The 18,738-nt window shown below is 39.0% G+C and carries 14 protein-coding genes; 10 read left to right on the forward strand and 4 right to left on the reverse strand.

From position 1 onward, the window contains the following. Positions 1 to 35: 35 nt before the first annotated feature. The 4 genes from ACGH46_RS10735 to ACGH46_RS10750 all read right to left on the reverse strand — a co-directional run bounded on the left by ACGH46_RS10735 (position 36) and on the right by ACGH46_RS10750 (position 4,581). On the reverse strand, positions 36 to 596 hold the full coding sequence (locus tag ACGH46_RS10735) for a molecular chaperone TorD family protein (protein ID WP_411605606.1): 561 nt from the start codon (positions 594 to 596) through the stop codon (positions 36 to 38). A 61-nt stretch (positions 597 to 657) separates the two neighbouring features. Next, complete coding sequence (locus ACGH46_RS10740) at positions 658 to 1,497, reverse strand: dimethyl sulfoxide reductase anchor subunit family protein (protein ID WP_411605608.1); 840 nt, start codon at positions 1,495 to 1,497, stop codon at positions 658 to 660. A 1-nt stretch (position 1,498) separates the two neighbouring features. Beyond that, complete coding sequence (locus ACGH46_RS10745; protein ID WP_411605609.1) at positions 1,499 to 2,119, reverse strand: DMSO/selenate family reductase complex B subunit; 621 nt, start codon at positions 2,117 to 2,119, stop codon at positions 1,499 to 1,501. Between the two features lie 14 nt (positions 2,120 to 2,133). After that, positions 2,134 to 4,581 (reverse strand): DMSO/selenate family reductase complex A subunit, encoded by a 2,448-nt coding sequence (locus ACGH46_RS10750; protein WP_411605610.1) that lies wholly within the window; start codon positions 4,579 to 4,581, stop codon positions 2,134 to 2,136. A gap of 234 nt (positions 4,582 to 4,815) precedes the next feature. Between ACGH46_RS10750 and parE the strand changes: the two genes are divergently transcribed. From parE to ACGH46_RS10800, 10 genes are all read left to right on the forward strand, one after another. Further along, positions 4,816 to 6,705, forward strand: a complete 1,890-nt coding sequence (gene parE / locus ACGH46_RS10755; protein WP_411605611.1) for a DNA topoisomerase 4 subunit B — start codon at positions 4,816 to 4,818, stop codon at positions 6,703 to 6,705. Positions 6,706 to 6,732: 27 nt separating this feature from the next. Further along, positions 6,733 to 8,961: a DNA topoisomerase IV subunit A gene (parC, locus tag ACGH46_RS10760; protein ID WP_267351132.1), complete on the forward strand. Its 2,229-nt coding sequence runs from the start codon at positions 6,733 to 6,735 to the stop codon at positions 8,959 to 8,961. Position 8,962: 1 nt separating this feature from the next. After that, positions 8,963 to 9,805, forward strand: a complete 843-nt coding sequence (gene djlA, locus ACGH46_RS10765) for a co-chaperone DjlA (RefSeq protein ID WP_411605613.1) — start codon at positions 8,963 to 8,965, stop codon at positions 9,803 to 9,805. Positions 9,806 to 9,819: 14 nt separating this feature from the next. Beyond that, entirely contained in the window at positions 9,820 to 11,262 is a 1,443-nt protein-coding gene (locus ACGH46_RS10770; protein ID WP_411605616.1) for a TrkH family potassium uptake protein, read from the forward strand. 142 nt (positions 11,263 to 11,404) lie between these two features. Next, complete coding sequence (locus tag ACGH46_RS10775) at positions 11,405 to 12,973, forward strand: TerC family protein (protein WP_065559625.1); 1,569 nt, start codon at positions 11,405 to 11,407, stop codon at positions 12,971 to 12,973. 540 nt (positions 12,974 to 13,513) lie between these two features. Then, the gene (locus ACGH46_RS10780; RefSeq protein WP_220216065.1) at positions 13,514 to 14,824 is read left to right on the forward strand and encodes an NCS2 family permease; all 1,311 of its coding nucleotides are present in this window, start codon (positions 13,514 to 13,516) and stop codon (positions 14,822 to 14,824) included. Positions 14,825 to 15,123: 299 nt separating this feature from the next. Further along, entirely contained in the window at positions 15,124 to 15,498 is a 375-nt protein-coding gene (gene rpsL / locus ACGH46_RS10785) for a 30S ribosomal protein S12 (protein ID WP_025316630.1), read from the forward strand. 99 nt (positions 15,499 to 15,597) lie between these two features. After that, positions 15,598 to 16,068, forward strand: coding sequence for a 30S ribosomal protein S7 (gene rpsG, locus ACGH46_RS10790; RefSeq protein ID WP_065559623.1), 471 nt, complete (start codon positions 15,598 to 15,600; stop codon positions 16,066 to 16,068). A gap of 109 nt (positions 16,069 to 16,177) precedes the next feature. After that, positions 16,178 to 18,283: an elongation factor G gene (fusA, locus tag ACGH46_RS10795; protein WP_065559622.1), complete on the forward strand. Its 2,106-nt coding sequence runs from the start codon at positions 16,178 to 16,180 to the stop codon at positions 18,281 to 18,283. 68 nt (positions 18,284 to 18,351) lie between these two features. Further along, positions 18,352 to 18,738: GTP-binding protein (locus tag ACGH46_RS10800; RefSeq protein WP_411590937.1), on the forward strand; the 387-nt coding region annotated here is incomplete at its 3' end.

Raw genomic sequence — 18,738 nt, forward strand, 5'->3', positions numbered from 1 at the left:
TGAGTCAAATTAATTGCTACAATTAACAAGCAGGCTCATTGAAGCATCTCTAAATATTGTTCTGCAATAACGGCAAGAGCAGCATAAAACGGACTAATTTGATTATGTTTTAATTGGTTTAAATAGTAAGCAGACCACGTAAATAGATGTTCATTTAATAATTGTTTTGCTGTTTGTGGCTGATTTTTTTCCAGCAGTAATGCAAATGCCATTAACATTAATCCAAACTGATCTTCAGGCTCATTCATACCAGTAGACAACATTAACCCTTGTTGCTGTAAAAATTCACGATAACGTTCTTGTGATTCCCCCATTAATAACTTTTCTTGATCCAAATAGACCGATCCCCAAGGGGGTGCAAGCATTTCACCTTGTCCTTCAAATAACAGTGAAAATTGATAATCAAGATCTTGATGGGATAATTCTGCCGCCAATCTTTGACATTGCTGACAAATTAATTTGGGATTTTGCCAATTAGCCAGCTGATCGATATGGAGTAAAACCTCAACCAACGGTTTGACGGTTTCACTTCGAGGAGAATAGTAAAAAAATGCCCCAATGATTTTTGCTAAGGTGGCGGTAGTTAGATTATCCAATCTTATCTCTCTTATTCATTATAAAATGACTTAATTTGCTATGAGTTATTAGCTTCAATGATTATAGCGGTATTGTCCATAAATTATAAAATGCAATGCGTCCACAAACCTCCCCCAAAAAAGTACAAGCAAAGGCTGTAGTACATAGTATCGTCATATGTTTTGTTCGCCAATAATTAAAAATAATCAACATAAGCGCCACGATTAATAAAATGCACTCGATTATCATCCAACTCAATTGCGCATTAGCCAGCGTCGGACTGATTGAAGTCATTAAATTAAAATAAGGTACCTTTGACAGCACAATTAATAAAACGCCAATAATAAAAACACCAGTTCCTAATCGATATAACCCAACCCTAGCACTAGCAATACCACCTAATACCAGCATCGTTAGATACATTTGAATCGGTGTATAAACAGTATCCCACGTTTTCACTGTGGGTAATCTATACGTTAAAACAATAGTCCAAACAAACACTAAACTTAGTATCATCAACACGATCGCTAATAGTTGATTTATATAAGGGATGCGATTTATCTTTAAACAAAGCGGCTTAATCATATCAAGTTTTTCACTATTGGGATAAAGGGCAAAATAATTGAGTAACAAGGATACAAACGTGACTCCAAACAATACACCAAAGGTAAAAATTTCATTACTCATTGGCGAACGACCGATACCCAAAATCACATTGAAGGCACGCATAGGATGCCCCAAATGGAATGAGGCAATTAGCATACCAAGAGCCATAAAAAGCAGTGCTAACCCATTAATTTTTTGTCTAATAACTTGTTTAGTTTGTGAATGATTGATGAAACAAGACAAGCTACTCAGCAATACCATTCCCGCAGATAATTGCCCCAATACCGTAAAAAAAACGAGTGGTAATTCATGCATATTAAACCTCCTCTGGATTGAGCACTTTACCCAATGTATCACCCGAACTCTTAGCTTGTGCATGGGGTTTAATCACAATATTGGGTTTAGTTAGCTCAGCATTAGGCAAAGGAGCAATATTACGTTCATTACCATAACGTTCACGTAATTTGCCTATCTCGTCAAAATCTAAAGCATGTTGCGGACAAGATTCGACACACACGGGCTTTAATCCTTCGGCGACACGTTCATAACAGCCATCGCATTTTGACATGACACGCTTTTGATGATCATACTGTGGTGCACCATAAGGACAACGCATTTCACAATACCGACACCCGATACACACATCTTGATTGACAACCACTAAGCCATCTTGCTTGCGTTTGTGCATTGCCCCCGTAGGGCAGCCTTGTACGCAAGTCGGCTCATCACAATGGTTACAGGCGATCGACAAATAATAAGTAAATGTATCATTCTGCCAAACTCCAGCTACTTGCTGCCATGTGCCACCACCATATTCATAGACTCGTCGAAAATGCACCCCAAGCGCATTATCTTTCTCGTCTTTACAGCTGACTTGGCAGGTTTTACATCCGGTACATTTGGAAGAATCAATAAAGAATCCATATTGCATTTTCATCATCTCCCTGTGACTTATGATGCCGAAGACATACTGGATATTGGTTTGATATCAACCAAATTGGTATGTTGTGAATTTGATTTTGCCAATACCGAAGGACGCAATGAAGTTAATCGATTGACACACCCCCCAATATCGATACCCACTGCATTGGTTTTTGCCCACAACCCTTGCGGAATGGCAATGACCCCGGGTAATATACGTGGCGTTACTTTTGCAGGAATATATAACCGACCGCGATCGTTAAAAACTTCGACTAATTGACCATGCTTTATGTGTCTCTGCTGAGCATCAATGGGATTGATCCACAGACTACTGGCAACAGCCTCACGCAATTGCGGAAGATTGCTATAAGACGAGTGGCAATGTCCTTTAATATGAAATCCAATTAACTGTAACGGGTATTTTTCTTGTTTCAGCTTATCTTCGCTTCCTTCAATTGCAGGTAAATAAGCTGGGATAGGATAAAGTTTATCGTCCTGCTCAAATTCCCATTCACGCGCAATTTTTGCTAAGGCTTCAGAATAAATTTCAATTTTTCCCGATGGGGTATTTAACGGATGATTAACGGGATCATCGCGAAATGCTTTTAAAGCAATGTGATTATCACTATCGGCTAATTTACGATCAATAACCCCCATACCGTCTGTTTCGGCAAAAGACGGTAAATCAGGATTTTGTTTGCGCATTCTTTCATAACTATACGCTATCCACTCCTCTTGTGTTCGTCCTTCCGTAAATTTATCTTTAACACCCATTTTTTCAGACAATTCGGTTAGCACATCATAAGCTGGACGATTTTCCCAAAGTGGCTTAATGGCTTGTTGCATACGAATCACGTAGTGATAAGCGCCCGATGCGTAAGAATTATTGATTAAATCATGACTTTCCACTGATGACACATCAGGTAATAACAAATCGGCATACCTTGCTGAAGCGGTCATATGCGTATCCCAAACCAAGATAAATTCGCATTTCGACTCATCTTGTAAAATCTGATGGGTTCGATTGAGATCGGCATGCTGATTACCAATTACATTACTGGCATAGCTCCAGATAAACTTGATACCAACATCCAATTTATCTTTACCCAGTATATAAGCATTTTTAGCTGTCATGTTCTGCGGTTCTTCAATCGCTTTTGTCCATAAAAAAAATGGAATACTGGTTTTAATCGGATTTAACAGATTCAGACCAGGAACCGGATAAGTCACGCTGCCGCCCCAAGTTCCGATATTAGTACCTTGTTTACCAAACTGACCCGTGATAATTGGCAGTATCATAATCGCTCGGGTAGTATGCTCACCATTTTGCCAACGCTGAGCCCCCCAACCTTGAGAAATCCATGCCGCTTTAGCATTGACAATATCTAATGCAAGCTGACGAATTTGTTTAGCTGGAATACCGGTTTTTTTAGCTGCCCATTCAGGGGTTTTAGGCGTTCTGTCATCACCTAATCCAAGAATATAAGATTTAAAATCACTAAAAGGCGGTGCACTGTCGGGTAATGAGTCAGCATTCCAGCCCACACAATATTGATTAAGCATTGCATCATCAATTCTATCTTCTTCTAGTAAAGCATAACCGATTGCAGCAACTAAAGCGGCATCCGTTCCAGGAATAATTGGAATCCACTCAGCATTGTAACCCACAACACTTTCACTACGCCTTGGATCAATAATAATCACCCTTGCTTTACTTTGTGATAATGCATTGAATAGCTCGGTCACCTGCCCTCCACCCGACATTCTGGTTTCAGCAATATTTTGTCCAAACATTACCACTAGATCAGAGTGTTTAATTTGGTCTATCAACGACTCTTTTGCATTGCCATAAATATAAGGTTGAATAGCGGTTATTTGACCACTTGAATAATCACCATGATAATTAAGGTAACCACCAATCGTACTCAAGAATCGCTTACAAGCACTACGCCCAGAAATATTTGCACCTGTAGTACCTGTACCATATTGATAATAAATAGACTCGTTGCCATATTGATTAATGGTATACTTGAGTTTATTTGCCAATAAAGCGATTGCTTCATTCCATGAAATACGTTTGAATTTACCTTCACCACGCTTACCCACTCGCACCATAGGATATTTTAAACGCTCAGGATCGTAAGTTCGCCAACGTACCGCTCTTCCTCGCAAGCAAGGTCGAATTTGATGCAGACCAAAGACAGGATCATTAATGCCGTCTTCCGAAGAAATTTTAGTAATAATATCATTCTTCACATGGACTTTTAGAGGACAGCGACTACCACAGTTAACTAAACAAGCACTATAGACGATTTTTTCCTCATTATCCGAACTGGCAAGACTATCATTGTAATTAACATTAGGTTCTGCGTACACAAATGGGGATTGAATGGTATTGGCTAATGCCGCAACGCTCCCAATTGCTAACGATTTTTGTAAAAAATCTCGTCGGGTTATCTTATTATCTGACTTGCTCATTTTGTTCCCTTATGTCTATTTGGGATTTATTTATCATAATACTTTAGATGGGCTGATAAAATAGAAAACGGCATAAACCGTCTTTTAACTATCAATAAATTAAGGTAATAACAATTATTCTCAATAAATACTTGGTAAAAATACTGAATTTGCTTTTCATTATAAATTTAATTTCATGCATCTTAAAGAAAGATTGGTATAATAAGGTCATTTATTCGAATAAATAGAAAAACTATGTCACAATCTACTTATAACGCTGTTGATATTGAAGTCTTAAAAGGGCTCGATCCTGTTCGTCATCGTCCAGGCATGTATACCGACACGGCTCGCCCAAATCATTTAGGGCAAGAGGTTATCGATAATAGTGTCGATGAAGCAATAGCCGGTCACGCTCGTCAAGTTAAAGTCACGCTTTATGAAGATAATTCATTAGAAGTTATTGATGATGGGCGAGGTATGCCTGTTGATATTCATCCCGAAGAGGGGGTACCGGCTATTGAATTATTACTTTGCCGTTTACACGCTGGCGGTAAATTTTCTAATAAAAATTATCAATTCTCTGGTGGACTTCATGGTGTGGGTATCTCAGTTGTTAATGCGCTATCTAAACGGGTAGAAGTGACCGTTAACCGAGATGGTCAAGTATACCAAATTGCGTTTGAAAATGGCGAAAAAGTCGAAGATCTTCATGTAACTGGTACGTGTGGACGTCGTAACACGGGCACAAAAGTTCACTTTTGGCCAGACGAAAAATATTTTGATTCACCAAGATTTTCAGTACCCCGTTTAACTCATCTACTCAAAGCAAAAGCGGTACTTTGTCCTGGTCTTGAAATTATCTTTAAAGATAAAATTAATAACACCGAACAACGCTGGTGTTATCAAGATGGCTTAAAAGATTACTTAATGGAATCCGTCAGTGGTTACTCACTACTACCGGAAGAGCCATTTACCGGCAGCCATACCGGTGATACAGAAGCCGTTGAATGGGCACTCTTGTGGATGCCGGAAGGTGGCGAACTGTTAACAGAAAGCTATGTTAACTTAATTCCTACTGTGCAAGGTGGTACCCATGTCAATGGTTTGCGCCAAGGGTTGCTTGATGCAATGCGTGAATTTTGTGAATTTCGTAATTTATTACCACGTGGCATAAAATTGACGGCTGATGATATTTGGGAACGCTGTGCTTATGTGTTATCTGTAAAAATGCAAGAGCCACAATTTGCAGGACAAACCAAAGAGCGCTTATCATCCAGACAAAGTGCTGCATTTGTATCTGCCATTGTTAAAGATGCCTTTAGCTTATGGTTAAATCAGCATGTACAAACCGCTGAATTACTAGCGGAAATGGTGATTTCCAGTGCACAACGACGACTAAGAGCTTCAAAAAAAGTTATTCGTAAAAAATTAACTAGCGGTCCGGCATTACCGGGCAAGCTTGCGGACTGTTCATCACAAGACTTAAGCCGAACTGAACTTTTTTTAGTGGAAGGCGATTCCGCAGGTGGCTCAGCTAAACAGGCTCGAGATCGGGAATATCAAGCGATAATGCCATTAAAAGGTAAAATTCTAAACACTTGGGAAGTCTCATCGGATGAAGTCCTTGGTTCTCAAGAAATCCACGATATTTCGGTCGCGATTGGTATTGATCCTGATAGTGATGATTTAAGCCAATTACGATATGGTAAAATCTGTATTTTAGCCGATGCCGATTCTGACGGTTTACATATTGCCACCCTACTTTGTGCGCTATTTGTTCGTCACTTTCGTGCAATGGTCGAAGACGGACATGTTTTTGTTGCTATGCCACCATTATATCGTATCGATCTTGGTAAAGAAGTCCATTACGCCTTAGATGAAGAAGAGAAAGAAGGAATTTTAGATCAGCTTAAACGGAAAAAAGGCAAACCGAATGTACAACGTTTTAAAGGTCTCGGTGAAATGAATCCACTGCAACTGCGTGAAACAACGATGGATCCGAATACTCGCCGTCTAGTTCAGTTATCATTAGATAATTCAGAAGAAACAATGGCGTTAATGGATATGTTACTTGCTAAAAAACGTTCGGAAGATCGCCGTGAATGGTTGCAAGAAAAAGGTGACCAAGTCCAACTTGATGTCTAACATAAAGAATGATTTAGAGGAACAACAATGAGTGAGATAACTCATGACGGAGTAGAAGTTCAGTCGCTACGTACCTTTACAGAAAGCGCTTATTTAAACTACTCTATGTATGTCATTATGGATCGTGCACTACCTTTTATTGGTGACGGTTTAAAACCAGTGCAACGCCGTATCGTTTATGCCATGTCAGAATTAGGGCTTAACGCTCAGGCTAAATTTAAAAAATCAGCACGTACTGTCGGTGACGTTTTAGGTAAATATCATCCACATGGTGATAGCGCCTGTTATGAAGCAATGGTACTGATGGCACAACCATTTTCTTACCGTTATCCATTAGTTGACGGACAAGGTAACTGGGGGGCGCCAGATGATCCAAAATCCTTTGCTGCAATGCGTTATACCGAATCACGCCTATCTAAATATGCCGAACTACTATTAGGCGAATTAGGACAAGGTACGGTCGATTACACCCCTAATTTTGACGGTACATTACAAGAACCAAAAATGTTACCGGCCAGATTACCGAATATTCTATTAAATGGTACTACGGGCATTGCTGTTGGGATGGCGACCGACATCCCACCCCATAATATTCGTGAAGTGGCCAATGCAGCGATTATGCTGGCAGATAATCCGAAAGCTACGCTAAGCGAAGTGATGGCTCACATACAAGGGCCTGACTTTCCAACTGAAGCAGAAATCATCACCCCACCACAAGATATAGAAAAAATCTATAAGACGGGACGTGGCTCAATTCGGATGCGCGCTGTATGGAAAAAAGAAGAAGGCGATATCGTTATCACTGATCTGCCACATCAAGTTTCTGGTGCGAAAATTTTAGAGCAAATTGCCTCGCAAATGCGTGCCAAAAAATTACCATTAATTGAAGATTTACGTGATGAATCTGATCATGAGAATCCAACACGACTCGTCATTGTACCTCGCTCTAATCGTGTTGACTTAGAACAGGTCATGAATCACCTGTTTGCCACAACCGATCTGGAAAAAAGCTATCGGGTCAATATGAATATGATTGGGCTAGACAATCGCCCATCCGTCAAAGGGTTAGTTGAGATTTTAACTGAATGGTTAGAATACCGTCGTAATACGGTAACCAGACGTTTAAACTACCGTTTAGACAAAGTATTAAAACGCCTTCATATTTTAGACGGTTTACTTATCGCCTTTTTGAATATCGATGAAGTCATTAATATTATTCGCTATGAAGACGATCCTAAAACAGAGTTAATGCAACGGTTTAATTTAACTGAAATCCAATCTGAAGCGATTTTAGAGTTAAAACTTCGCCATTTAGCTAAACTTGAAGAGATGCGTATCAAAGGTGAGCAAAGTGATCTCGCTAAAGAGCGTGATCAGCTGCAAGCATTACTCGGTTCGCCTAGAAAATTGAATAGTTTAATTAAAAAAGAGCTTCAACAAGACGCTGATAAATACGGGGATGAACGCCGTTCTCCAATTGTTGAACGCAGTGAAGCAAAAGCCATTACCGAACAAGAACTAATACCGTCAGAACCGGTGACCATTGTTTTATCTGAAATGGGTTGGGTAAGAGCGGCTAAAGGTCATGATATTGATCCAACTGGACTGAGTTACAAAGCTGGCGATAGTTTTAAAGCGGCCGCAAAAGGAAAAAGTAATCAACCTGTGGTATTTATTGACTCTACGGGCCGTAGCTATGCTATTGAACCCAATACATTACCTTCAGCGCGAGGACAAGGCGAACCACTTACGGGTAAATTAGCATTACCTGCTGGTGCAAGTGTTGAGCATGTTTTGATGTCAGCGAATGACAATCAAAAATTTTTACTTGCCTCAAGTGCGGGGTATGGATTTATATGTCAATTTAGTGATTTAGTCGCACGTAACCGAAATGGTAAAGCCATAATTAATCTACCGAATAATGCGAAAGTACTCACGCCTATTGAAATTTCAAATGATGAAAGCTTACTTTTATCCATTACCCAAGCAGGACGGATGCTTATTTTCCCTGTAAAAGATCTTCCTGAACTGGCAAAAGGCAAAGGAAACAAAATAATCTCATTATCCAATGCAGATGACAGCCTTGCTTATATGATTTTAATTACACCGGAAACATCCATCACCTTATATGTTGGCAAACGCAAACTTACCCTAAATCCTGTTGATTTACAAAAATTTAGGGCAGAACGTGCTCGTAAAGGTAGCGCTTTACCACGTGGGCTACAAAAAATAGATCGAATTGAGGTAAACAAATAGTATGTCTTTTATTTGGGCGATTATTACAGGCTTTGTATTAAGCATTGTATTAAAATCGGGATGGGGTTATGTACTTGGATTTTTTGTTGGTCCAATGCTCTATCAAACCCTTTGTAACAAGTTAAACCAGCAAAGAACTCAAACTAATCCAACTTTATATTTAACCATTGTTTTTGAAGTACTTGGTCATCTCAGTAAAGCAAAAGGCGTGGTCACACAAGATGACATCAATCTTGCACGCCATTTTATGGATAGACTACAACTTGATAGCAACAGTCGACGACTTGCGCAAGACTCATTTAATCGAGGTAAAGCTGCGGATTATCCTCTTCGAGCTCGTTTAAAAGAGATATATATTCAATACCGCTTTCGACGTAATGTGTTAAATATTTTTTGTGAACAACTCATTCAAGCGGCACTGGTTGATGGTCATTTAGATGAAAAAGAGTCACAAATATTGTATATTGTGGCAGAAGAATTTAATATTCCTCGTCAACAAATGACCATGTATATTAAAATGATGATGGGAAGCTACCATTTTCGTCAAAATGGTCATCACCAAAATCAATACCAAGATCAGCATTACCAATATCAACAATATCAGGGTTATCAAGGGCGTTCAGCACAATCAGATCTGCAAAATGCATATAAAATTTTAGGTATCGAGTCATCAGCCGAAATTGCAGAAATAAAAAAAGCATATCGAAAACTAATGAATGAGCATCATCCCGATAAGTTAGTGTCAAAAGGCTTACCTAAAGAGATGCTTGAAGCGGCCAAAAAACGCGCTCAAGAGATTCAAGCTGCTTATGATCTCATAAAAGTATCGCGCGGATTTAAATAGAGACAATAACGATGATGCATTGGCGTTCAATTATTCGAATTGTAGGATTATTGATAACATTATTATCTGTTTTCATGTTATTACCTGCTCTAGTCGCATTAATTTATCGTGATGGCGCTGGTGCGATATTTCTTCGTTCTTTTTTTGCTGCCTTGATTTTAGGTTGCTTGTTGTGGTTACCAAATCGACACCAACGTCACGAACTTAACACCCGTGAAGGCTTTTTTATTGTGGTGCTATTTTGGGTTGTGTTAGGCACTATTGGCGCTTTTCCATTTATTTTTGATAATCACATTAATTTAAATTTAACGACAGCATTTTTCGAATCATTTTCTGGTCTAACAACAACGGGGGCAACCACCATTGTGAAGTTAGACCATTTACCTAAAGCCTTACTGTTTTATCGACAATTACTGCAATGGCTTGGCGGAATGGGGATAATCGTGTTAGCGGTTGCTATCCTACCATTACTAGGTGTCGGGGGGATGCAACTTTATCGTGCTGAAATTCCCGGCCCACAAAAAGACAGTAAAATGCGACCACGTATTGCCGAAACAGCAAAAACCCTTTGGTCTATCTATATTCTACTTACCACACTATGCGCAATCTGCTTGTGGTTTGCAGGCATGAATGTATTTGATGCTATCTCCCACAGCTTTTCAACGATTTCAATGGGGGGATTTTCCACCCATGATGATAATCTGGCTTACTTTAATAGCCCGGCAATCAACTATATTGTTACCCTATTTTTAATCTTATCTGGCTGTAACTTTGCGCTCCATTTTGCCGCATTAAGCGGTTTTTCAATAAAAGTTTACTGGCGAGACCAAGAGTTTAGAACCTTTATTTTCATTCTATTGATACTGATTGCCATATGCGCAGTGGTTATATTTTTCTATAAACCTCATCGCCTTAGTATTGATAAAATTATCTTACAAGTCGTGTCCATATCATCGACAGCCGGATTTTCTGTAGATGATATTAATACTTGGCCTTCATCATTACCTATTTTTCTACTTTGTGCCTCGTTCATTGGTGGTTGTGCCGGTTCGACAGGGGGGGGCTTAAAAGTGGTCAGAGTACTACTTTTATTTATGCAAGGTTCGCGTGAGCTAAAACGATTAATTCATCCAAACGCTATTTATACCTTAAAATTGAATCATCGAGTTGTACCTGAACGAATTATCGAATCAGTTTGGGGATTCTTTTCTGCTTATGCTTTAGTTTTTCTAATTAGTTTATTTATCATCATGGCAACAGGCGTTGATGCAACCGACTCTTTTTATATTGTTGCCTCTTCACTGAATAATTTAGGTGTGGGGCTTGGTAGTGTCAGTGATAATTTTGCGCATGTCAGTGATGTGGTAAGATGGGTGATGGTTGTCGATATGCTATTTGGACGACTAGAGATATTTACATTATTAGTCCTTTTTACACCAACATTTTGGCGAAGTTAACCTTAAACTCAAACACCCATAAAAATAAAACTTTTTGCCAAATTATGCAAAATTCATAAATATTTTATTGATTATTTAGTCAATTACATAGAAAATTAGAACGCAGCATGTGCTGTGTTTATTAGAGGTAATCACCTGACATATGGAATGGATCATGGATCCTACAATTTGGATTGGTTTATCCACCCTGATTGTACTTGAAATCGTCCTTGGTATTGATAACATTGTTTTTATTGCCATTCTTGCCGAGAAGCTTCCACCACACCAACGCGATAAAGCACGCATCACTGGTCTTGCTTTTGCATTAATTACTCGCATTATTTTATTAATGTTCACCGGTTGGCTAGTTACACTCACGACACCACTATTTACAGCGTTTGGGATTAGTTTCAATGCTCGCCAACTTATTATGTTAGTGGGAGGCATATTTTTACTGTTTAAAGCCACCATGGAGCTCAATGAACGTCTTGAAGGTGCAGCTCACGAAGAAGGAAAATCGAAAAAAACCTCACACTTTTGGACTGTCGTTGTTCAAATCGTTATTTTAGATGCCGTGTTTTCTCTCGATTCTGTGATTACGGCAGTCGGTATGGTTGAAAATATTCCAGTCATGATTATTGCCGTTTGTGTGGCAATTTGCATTATGATGGTCGCAAGTAAACCGTTAGCCTATTTTGTCAATTCGCATCCTACCATTGTTATTCTTTGCTTGAGCTTTTTATTAATGATCGGGTTTAGTTTAGTTGCGGAAGGATTTGGTTTTGCCATTCCAAAAGGCTACTTATATGCCGCTATTGGTTTTTCAATCATGATTGAGTTTTTTAATCAGTTAGCCATATTCAATCGTCGTAAGGCATTGAATAAAAAACCATTGCGAGAACGGACTGCCGAAGCGATCTTACATCTACTGAAAGGCGATGTTGAAGAAGATCCGGATACTCACACAATTGATACGGTGTCAGATAACAATAAAAAAGAATCTGTCTTTAACCATCAAGAACTCAACATGGTTGAACGCGTACTTGGACTGGCACAGCGATCAGTCAGCAGTATTATGACAGCAAGGTTAGATGTTGATATGGTTAATATCAATGACGACCGTGAAACAATTTTGAAAGAGATTTTTGAAAATCCTCATTCACGATTAGTCGTGACTGATAATGCGTCGATTGATGAACCTTTAGGCATTATTCAAGTTAACGACCTGTTAAAAGATGTTTTGCAAAATAAAGAGCCAATCGATATTAACTCGTTAATTAAGCAACCGCTAATCTTTCCCGAGACGGTATCGTTACTTGTTGCGTTAGAACAATTTAAAAAAGCCAAAACCCATTTTGCTTTTGTGGTTGATGAATTTGGTTCCATGCAAGGCGTGGTTTCAGTCACCGACATCATCGAAACTATCGCTGGCGATTTTCCAACCGAAGAGGAAGAAATTGACGCTAAACATGATATTCAATGTCTGGATGATAATACGTGGATTGCCAATGGCTATATTCCGGTTGAAGAGTTGGTTCGATTTGTCCCAATCCCAATTGATGATAAACGTGAATACCATACTCTTGCAGGATTATTGATGGAAAAAGCACAGCATTTACTTGAAGTCGGTGAGACCATGCAAATAGGTGATTATCTATTTGAAATAGCTGAAATTGAAAGCCATCGTATTTTAAAAGTTAAAATTACTCTGAACAAACTTGATTCAATTTAATGAACCAAGGGCATACTCAATCGTAACTCATTATTAATGAGTTACGATATCTTAAAAAACCATTCAATATTCTTTATCCTCATTAAAAATCCAACATTAGATGTTGAACAATTGGTATAGGATTATTTTCGTCTTCAAACAAAACAATAACAAGTGATTAGATTTGTCTCCATTACGCTATAAACAGATGAGTTAGCCTAAAACAGGGAAATACCTATCCTACTATCTATTTAAAGATGCTATAAAATACGCAGATAAATTATGATTAATTTGATCAGGATTTACTATTTCATCATCGCAACTTAATGACTATATGAAATTTACTATTAAAGTCAGTTTTTAATACAGGTATTTATCAATAAAGACTGAGCAGAATAATGCTTGACCTGTTAAAAGAAGCGGTAATAATAATGCAGTGAATTTTGTACTGTATAAGCAAGCCAATCACCACAATTATCACGCTTGACTAATGATAAGCAAAAATGTGGTCATGGCATTATACAAATATTCATTATTATTAACCTAACTAGGCCTTAACTTATGAATTCAATATTCGAAAAAATATTTCAATTGAAAGCAAAAAAAACCACCATTGGTACTGAAGTGATTGCAGGATGTACGACATTTCTTACTATGGTCTATATCATCTTTGTTAATCCTTCCATTTTGTCGGCAACAGGCATGGACACCTCAGCAGTATTTGTATTAACCTGTTTAGTAACAGCCTTTGCATCGATTTTAATGGGCATGTTTGCTAATTTACCGATAGCGTTGGCGCCTGCTATGGGACTCAATGTATTTTTTGCCTATGGCATGTGTGGCGCAATGGGCTATTCTTGGCAGGTGGGAATGGGCGCAATATTTTGGGGATCGTTAATCTTTTTTGCACTATCCCTTTTTAAAGTTCGCCATTGGCTAATAGAACATATTCCACAATGTTTACGTGTTGGTATCAGTGCGGGTATTGGACTGTTTATTGCATTTATGGGCTTTCAAAATATGGGGATTGTGGTTAGTTCTCCATCAACATTATTAACCTTAGGCAATATTCTATCTCTTAAAGTCTTATTAGGTTCTCTGGGTTTTTTCATTATTATTATTTTAGCTGCGCGCAACTTCCATGCAGCGGTCTTAATCTCTATTCTCGTGGTCACATTGCTTGCTCTGTGGCTGGATCCTAATATTCATTATGAAGGCGTCGCCTCTATTCCACCAAGTGTTTCAAGCGTAGTCGGTCATGTTGATTTAGCCGGTTCGCTTAATATTGGTATAATGGGCGTGATATTTTCCGTCATGATCGTCAGCTTATTTGATTCATCAGGTACGATTTTAGCCTTGACCGACAAAGCTGGCATTTCAGACGAAAAAGGACGTTTTCCTAAAATGCGTCAAGCATTATTAATTGATAGTTTCAGCTCTTCTCTTGGTGGGCTTTTTGGGACTTCATCAGTTCTCACTTACATTGAAAGTTCAGCGGGTATTTCCGTAGGTGGTCGCACCGGTTTAACTGCTGTTGTCGTTGGGATTTTATTTTTAATGATGACATTCTTATCACCTTTAGCGCATTTAGTTCCGACTTATGCAACATCTGGCGCACTAATATTTGTGGGAATCTTAATGGTATCAAGTTTAGTGAAAGTTAACTGGTCTGATTTAACTGACGCAACACCTGCCTTTATTACTGCCTTAATGATGCCTTTTGCTTTCGCCATTACTGAAGGGGTTGCACTTGGTTTTATCTCTTATGTGGTATTAAAAACTTTTACCGGTAAATTTAAAGAACTCAATCTTTGTGTCATCATTTTTGCTGTACTATTTGCACTTAAATTTATCTTTATCGATCATCATTAATCGTCATTCCTCATCAATGCTATTGGTGAGGACCCCCTCAATCTTCAGCCAATATGTTCCTTTTCAGTTGGCGCACACTTAAAAAGTGAACGTTTTTACTACCACTTATTGGGCATTTTCTTACCAATGAATAAAGTCTATGTTCGATAGTTAAATGCGAGCAAAAACTTGACATTATCCTTGTTGAGGTCTAGAATCTTGCGACCCAAAACTTATATATTTAGGTTTTGGTCTACAGTTATTAATTACGTATCTAAAATGCAATTTTAAATTTATTTTAATTAATCAGGAGCTTATTAATGGCAACAATTAATCAGCTGGTACGCAAACCAAGAGCACTTAAGGAAGTTAAAAGTAACGTTCCTGCACTTGAAGCATGCCCGCAAAAACGCGGTGTTTGTACTCGTGTTTACACGACTACACCGAAAAAACCTAACTCAGCATTACGTAAAGTATGCCGTGTACGTTTAACCAACGGTTTTGAAGTTACTTCTTACATCGGTGGTGAAGGTCATAACTTGCAAGAACATAGCGTGATTTTAATCCGCGGTGGTCGTGTTAAAGATTTACCTGGTGTTCGTTATCACACTGTTCGTGGTGCATTAGACTGCGCAGGTGTTAAAGATCGCAAACAAAGCCGTTCTAAATACGGTGTAAAACGACCTAAAGCTTAATGGAACTCCGTTAAGTAAGGCCAAACTATATAATTCCATTTAACTCATTTGAGTTTTGGGTAAACCTGAAAATTTATAACATATAAACGGAGTATTCCAATGCCACGTCGTCATGTTGTCGGTCAAAGAAAAATTCTACCTGATCCGAAGTTCGGTTCAGATTTGCTGGCGAAATTTGTAAATATTTTAATGATAGATGGTAAAAAATCTATCGCAGAATCAATCGTATATTCAGCTCTTGATAAATTAGCTGAGCGTAGTGGAAAAGACCACTTAGCAGCTTTCGAAGTTGCACTAGATAACGTAAGACCAACTGTAGAAGTTAAGTCTCGTCGCGTTGGTGGTTCTACATACCAAGTTCCTGTTGAAGTGCGCCCTGTTCGTCGTAATGCACTTGCAATGCGTTGGATTGTAGAAGCTGCTCGTAAACGTGGCGATAAATCAATGGCTCTACGCCTTGCGAATGAACTTATGGATGCTTTTGAAAACAAAGGCACTGCTGTGAAAAAACGCGAAGATGTTCATCGTATGGCTGAGGCTAATAGAGCGTTTGCACACTATCGTTGGTAATTTTTCCACTCGTATTAAGTGGCTTGAAATTAGACTGACAGCACATATCTACTGTCAGTCAACCTAAATGATATTTTATTAAGCAAACGATTCTAAATAGAGGATTAATATGGCTCGTACAACCCCTATAGCACGCTACCGTAATATCGGTATCAGTGCACATATTGACGCAGGTAAAACGACAACTACTGAGCGTATTTTGTTTTACACTGGCGTAAGTCACAAAATTGGTGAGGTTCATGATGGCGCAGCTACCATGGACTGGATGGAACAAGAACAAGAACGTGGTATCACTATCACGTCTGCGGCTACAACTGCATTCTGGTCTGGTATGGGACAACAATTTGAACCACACCGTATCAACATCATCGACACCCCGGGACACGTTGACTTCACCATCGAAGTTGAACGTTCTATGCGTGTTCTTGATGGTGCAGTAATGGTTTACTGTGCGGTTGGTGGTGTTCAACCTCAATCAGAAACAGTATGGCGCCAAGCTAACAAATATAAAGTTCCGCGTATCGCATTTGTAAACAAAATGGACCGTATGGGTGCTAACTTCTTACGTGTAGTTGAGCAAATCAAAACACGTTTAGCGGCAGTACCTGTTCCATTAGTATTACCAATCGGTGCTGAAGAAGGCTTTACTGGTGTTGTTGATTTACTTAAACGTAAAGCAATTAACTGGAATGATGCAGACCAAGGTACAACCTTTACTTATGAAGATGTACCAGCGGATATGGTTGAGCAAGTTGAAGAATGGCGTGCAAACTTAATCGAAGCTGCAGCAGAAGCTAACGAAGAGTTAATGGAAAAATACCTTGGTGGTGATGAGTTAACTGAAGAAGAAGTTAAAAAAGCACTACGTGAACGCGTACTTGCTAACGAAATCATCTTGGTAACATGTGGTAGTGCATTTAAAAATAAAGGCGTTCAGTTCATGCTTGACGCAGTTATTGAGTATTTACCAGCACCAACCGATGTTCCTGCGATTAAAGGTGAATTACAAAATGGTGAACCAGCAGAACGTCATTCAAGTGATGATGAACCATTTGCTGCACTTGCATTTAAAATTGCAACTGACCCATTTGTTGGTAACTTAACCTTCTTCCGCGTTTACTCTGGTGTGGTTAACTCTGGTGACTCAGTACTTAACTCAGTTAAAGATCGTAAAGAACGCTTTGGTCGTATCGTACAGATGCATGCGAACAAACGTGAAGAAATCAAAGAAGTTCGTGCAGGTGACATTGCAGCAGCAATCGGTCTTAAAGATGTCACAACTGGTGATACGCTTTGTGCTGAAAATTCACCAATTATTCTTGAAAGAATGGAATTCCCTGAGCCGGTTATCTCGGTTGCAGTTGAACCAAAAACTAAAGCTGACCAAGAAAAAATGGGTATCGCTTTAGGTCGTTTGGCAAAAGAAGATCCATCATTCCGTGTCTGGACTGATGAAGAATCAAACCAAACTATCATTGCTGGTATGGGTGAATTACATCTTGAAATCATCGTAGACCGTATGAAACGTGAATTTAACGTTGAAGCGAATGTCGGTAAACCTCAAGTTGCTTACCGTGAAACTATTCGTACAACAGTTAAAGACATCGAAGGAAAACATGCAAAACAATCTGGTGGTCGTGGTCAATACGGTCATGTTGTTATCGACATGTATCCATTAGAAGCGGGTGGTGCTGGTTACGAATTTGTTAACGAAATCAAAGGTGGGGTAATTCCGGGTGAATTTATTCCTGCAGTAGATAAAGGTATCCAAGAGCAATTGAAATCAGGGCCTTTAGCTGGCTATCCTGTTGTGGATCTCGGTGTGCGTTTACATTTTGGTTCTTACCATGATGTCGACTCATCCGAAATTGCCTTTAAACTTGCCGCATCAATGGCATTTAAAGAAGGCTTCATGAAAGCTAAACCTGTGCTTTTAGAACCAATTATGAAAGTAGAAGTTGAAACCCCTGAAGATTATATGGGTGACGTTATCGGTGACTTAAACCGTCGTCGTGGTATGATCGAAGGCATGGATGATACTGCAACAGGTAAAACTGTTCGTGCGCAAGTACCTCTTTCAGAAATGTTTGGCTATGCGACAGACCTTCGTTCACAAACACAAGGTCGTGCTTCTTACTCTATGGAGTTCTTGAAGTATAACGAAGCACCTTCAAACATCGTAACAGCAATTATTGAAGCTCGTAAAGCGAAATAATTATTTATATAAATAAAGTAACACTTCCCTACAAAATGAGGGAAGTGATTTAATAAAGGAACATTAAGATGTCTAAAGAAAAATTTGAACGTACAAAACCCCACGTTAACGTTGGTACAATCGGCCACGTTGACCATGGTAAAACAACTTTAACTGCTGCAATTACTTCTGTTCTTGCTAAAAAATACGGCGGACAAGCTCGTGCATTCGATCAAATCGATAACGCACCAGAAGAAAAAGCACGTGGTATTACCATCAATACTTCACACGTTGAATACGACACACCAACTCGTCACTACGCACACGTAGACTGCCCAGGCCATGCTGACTATGTTAAAAACATGATCACCGGTGCAGCGCAAATGGACGGTGCTATTCTAGTAGTAGCAGCAACTGATGGTCCTATGCCACAAACTCGTGAGCACATCCTTTTAGGTCGTCAAGTAGGTGTTCCT

Source organism: Gilliamella sp. CG22 (assembly GCF_046635725.1).
Lineage (GTDB): Bacteria > Pseudomonadota > Gammaproteobacteria > Enterobacterales > Orbaceae > Gilliamella > Gilliamella apicola_I.

Coding starts and splice junctions, on each gene's coding strand:
- ACGH46_RS10740 (WP_411605608.1), bottom strand. CDS start 1,497: ATGCATGAATTACCACTCGTTTTTTTTACGGTATTGGGGCAATTATCT.
- ACGH46_RS10745 (WP_411605609.1), bottom strand. CDS start 2,119: ATGAAAATGCAATATGGATTCTTTATTGATTCTTCCAAATGTACCGGA.
- ACGH46_RS10750 (WP_411605610.1), bottom strand. CDS start 4,581: ATGAGCAAGTCAGATAATAAGATAACCCGACGAGATTTTTTACAAAAA.
- parE (WP_411605611.1), top strand. CDS start 4,816: ATGTCACAATCTACTTATAACGCTGTTGATATTGAAGTCTTAAAAGGG.
- parC (WP_267351132.1), top strand. CDS start 6,733: ATGAGTGAGATAACTCATGACGGAGTAGAAGTTCAGTCGCTACGTACC.
- djlA (WP_411605613.1), top strand. CDS start 8,963: ATGTCTTTTATTTGGGCGATTATTACAGGCTTTGTATTAAGCATTGTA.
- ACGH46_RS10770 (WP_411605616.1), top strand. CDS start 9,820: ATGCATTGGCGTTCAATTATTCGAATTGTAGGATTATTGATAACATTA.
- ACGH46_RS10775 (WP_065559625.1), top strand. CDS start 11,405: ATGGAATGGATCATGGATCCTACAATTTGGATTGGTTTATCCACCCTG.
- ACGH46_RS10780 (WP_220216065.1), top strand. CDS start 13,514: ATGAATTCAATATTCGAAAAAATATTTCAATTGAAAGCAAAAAAAACC.
- rpsL (WP_025316630.1), top strand. CDS start 15,124: ATGGCAACAATTAATCAGCTGGTACGCAAACCAAGAGCACTTAAGGAA.
- rpsG (WP_065559623.1), top strand. CDS start 15,598: ATGCCACGTCGTCATGTTGTCGGTCAAAGAAAAATTCTACCTGATCCG.
- fusA (WP_065559622.1), top strand. CDS start 16,178: ATGGCTCGTACAACCCCTATAGCACGCTACCGTAATATCGGTATCAGT.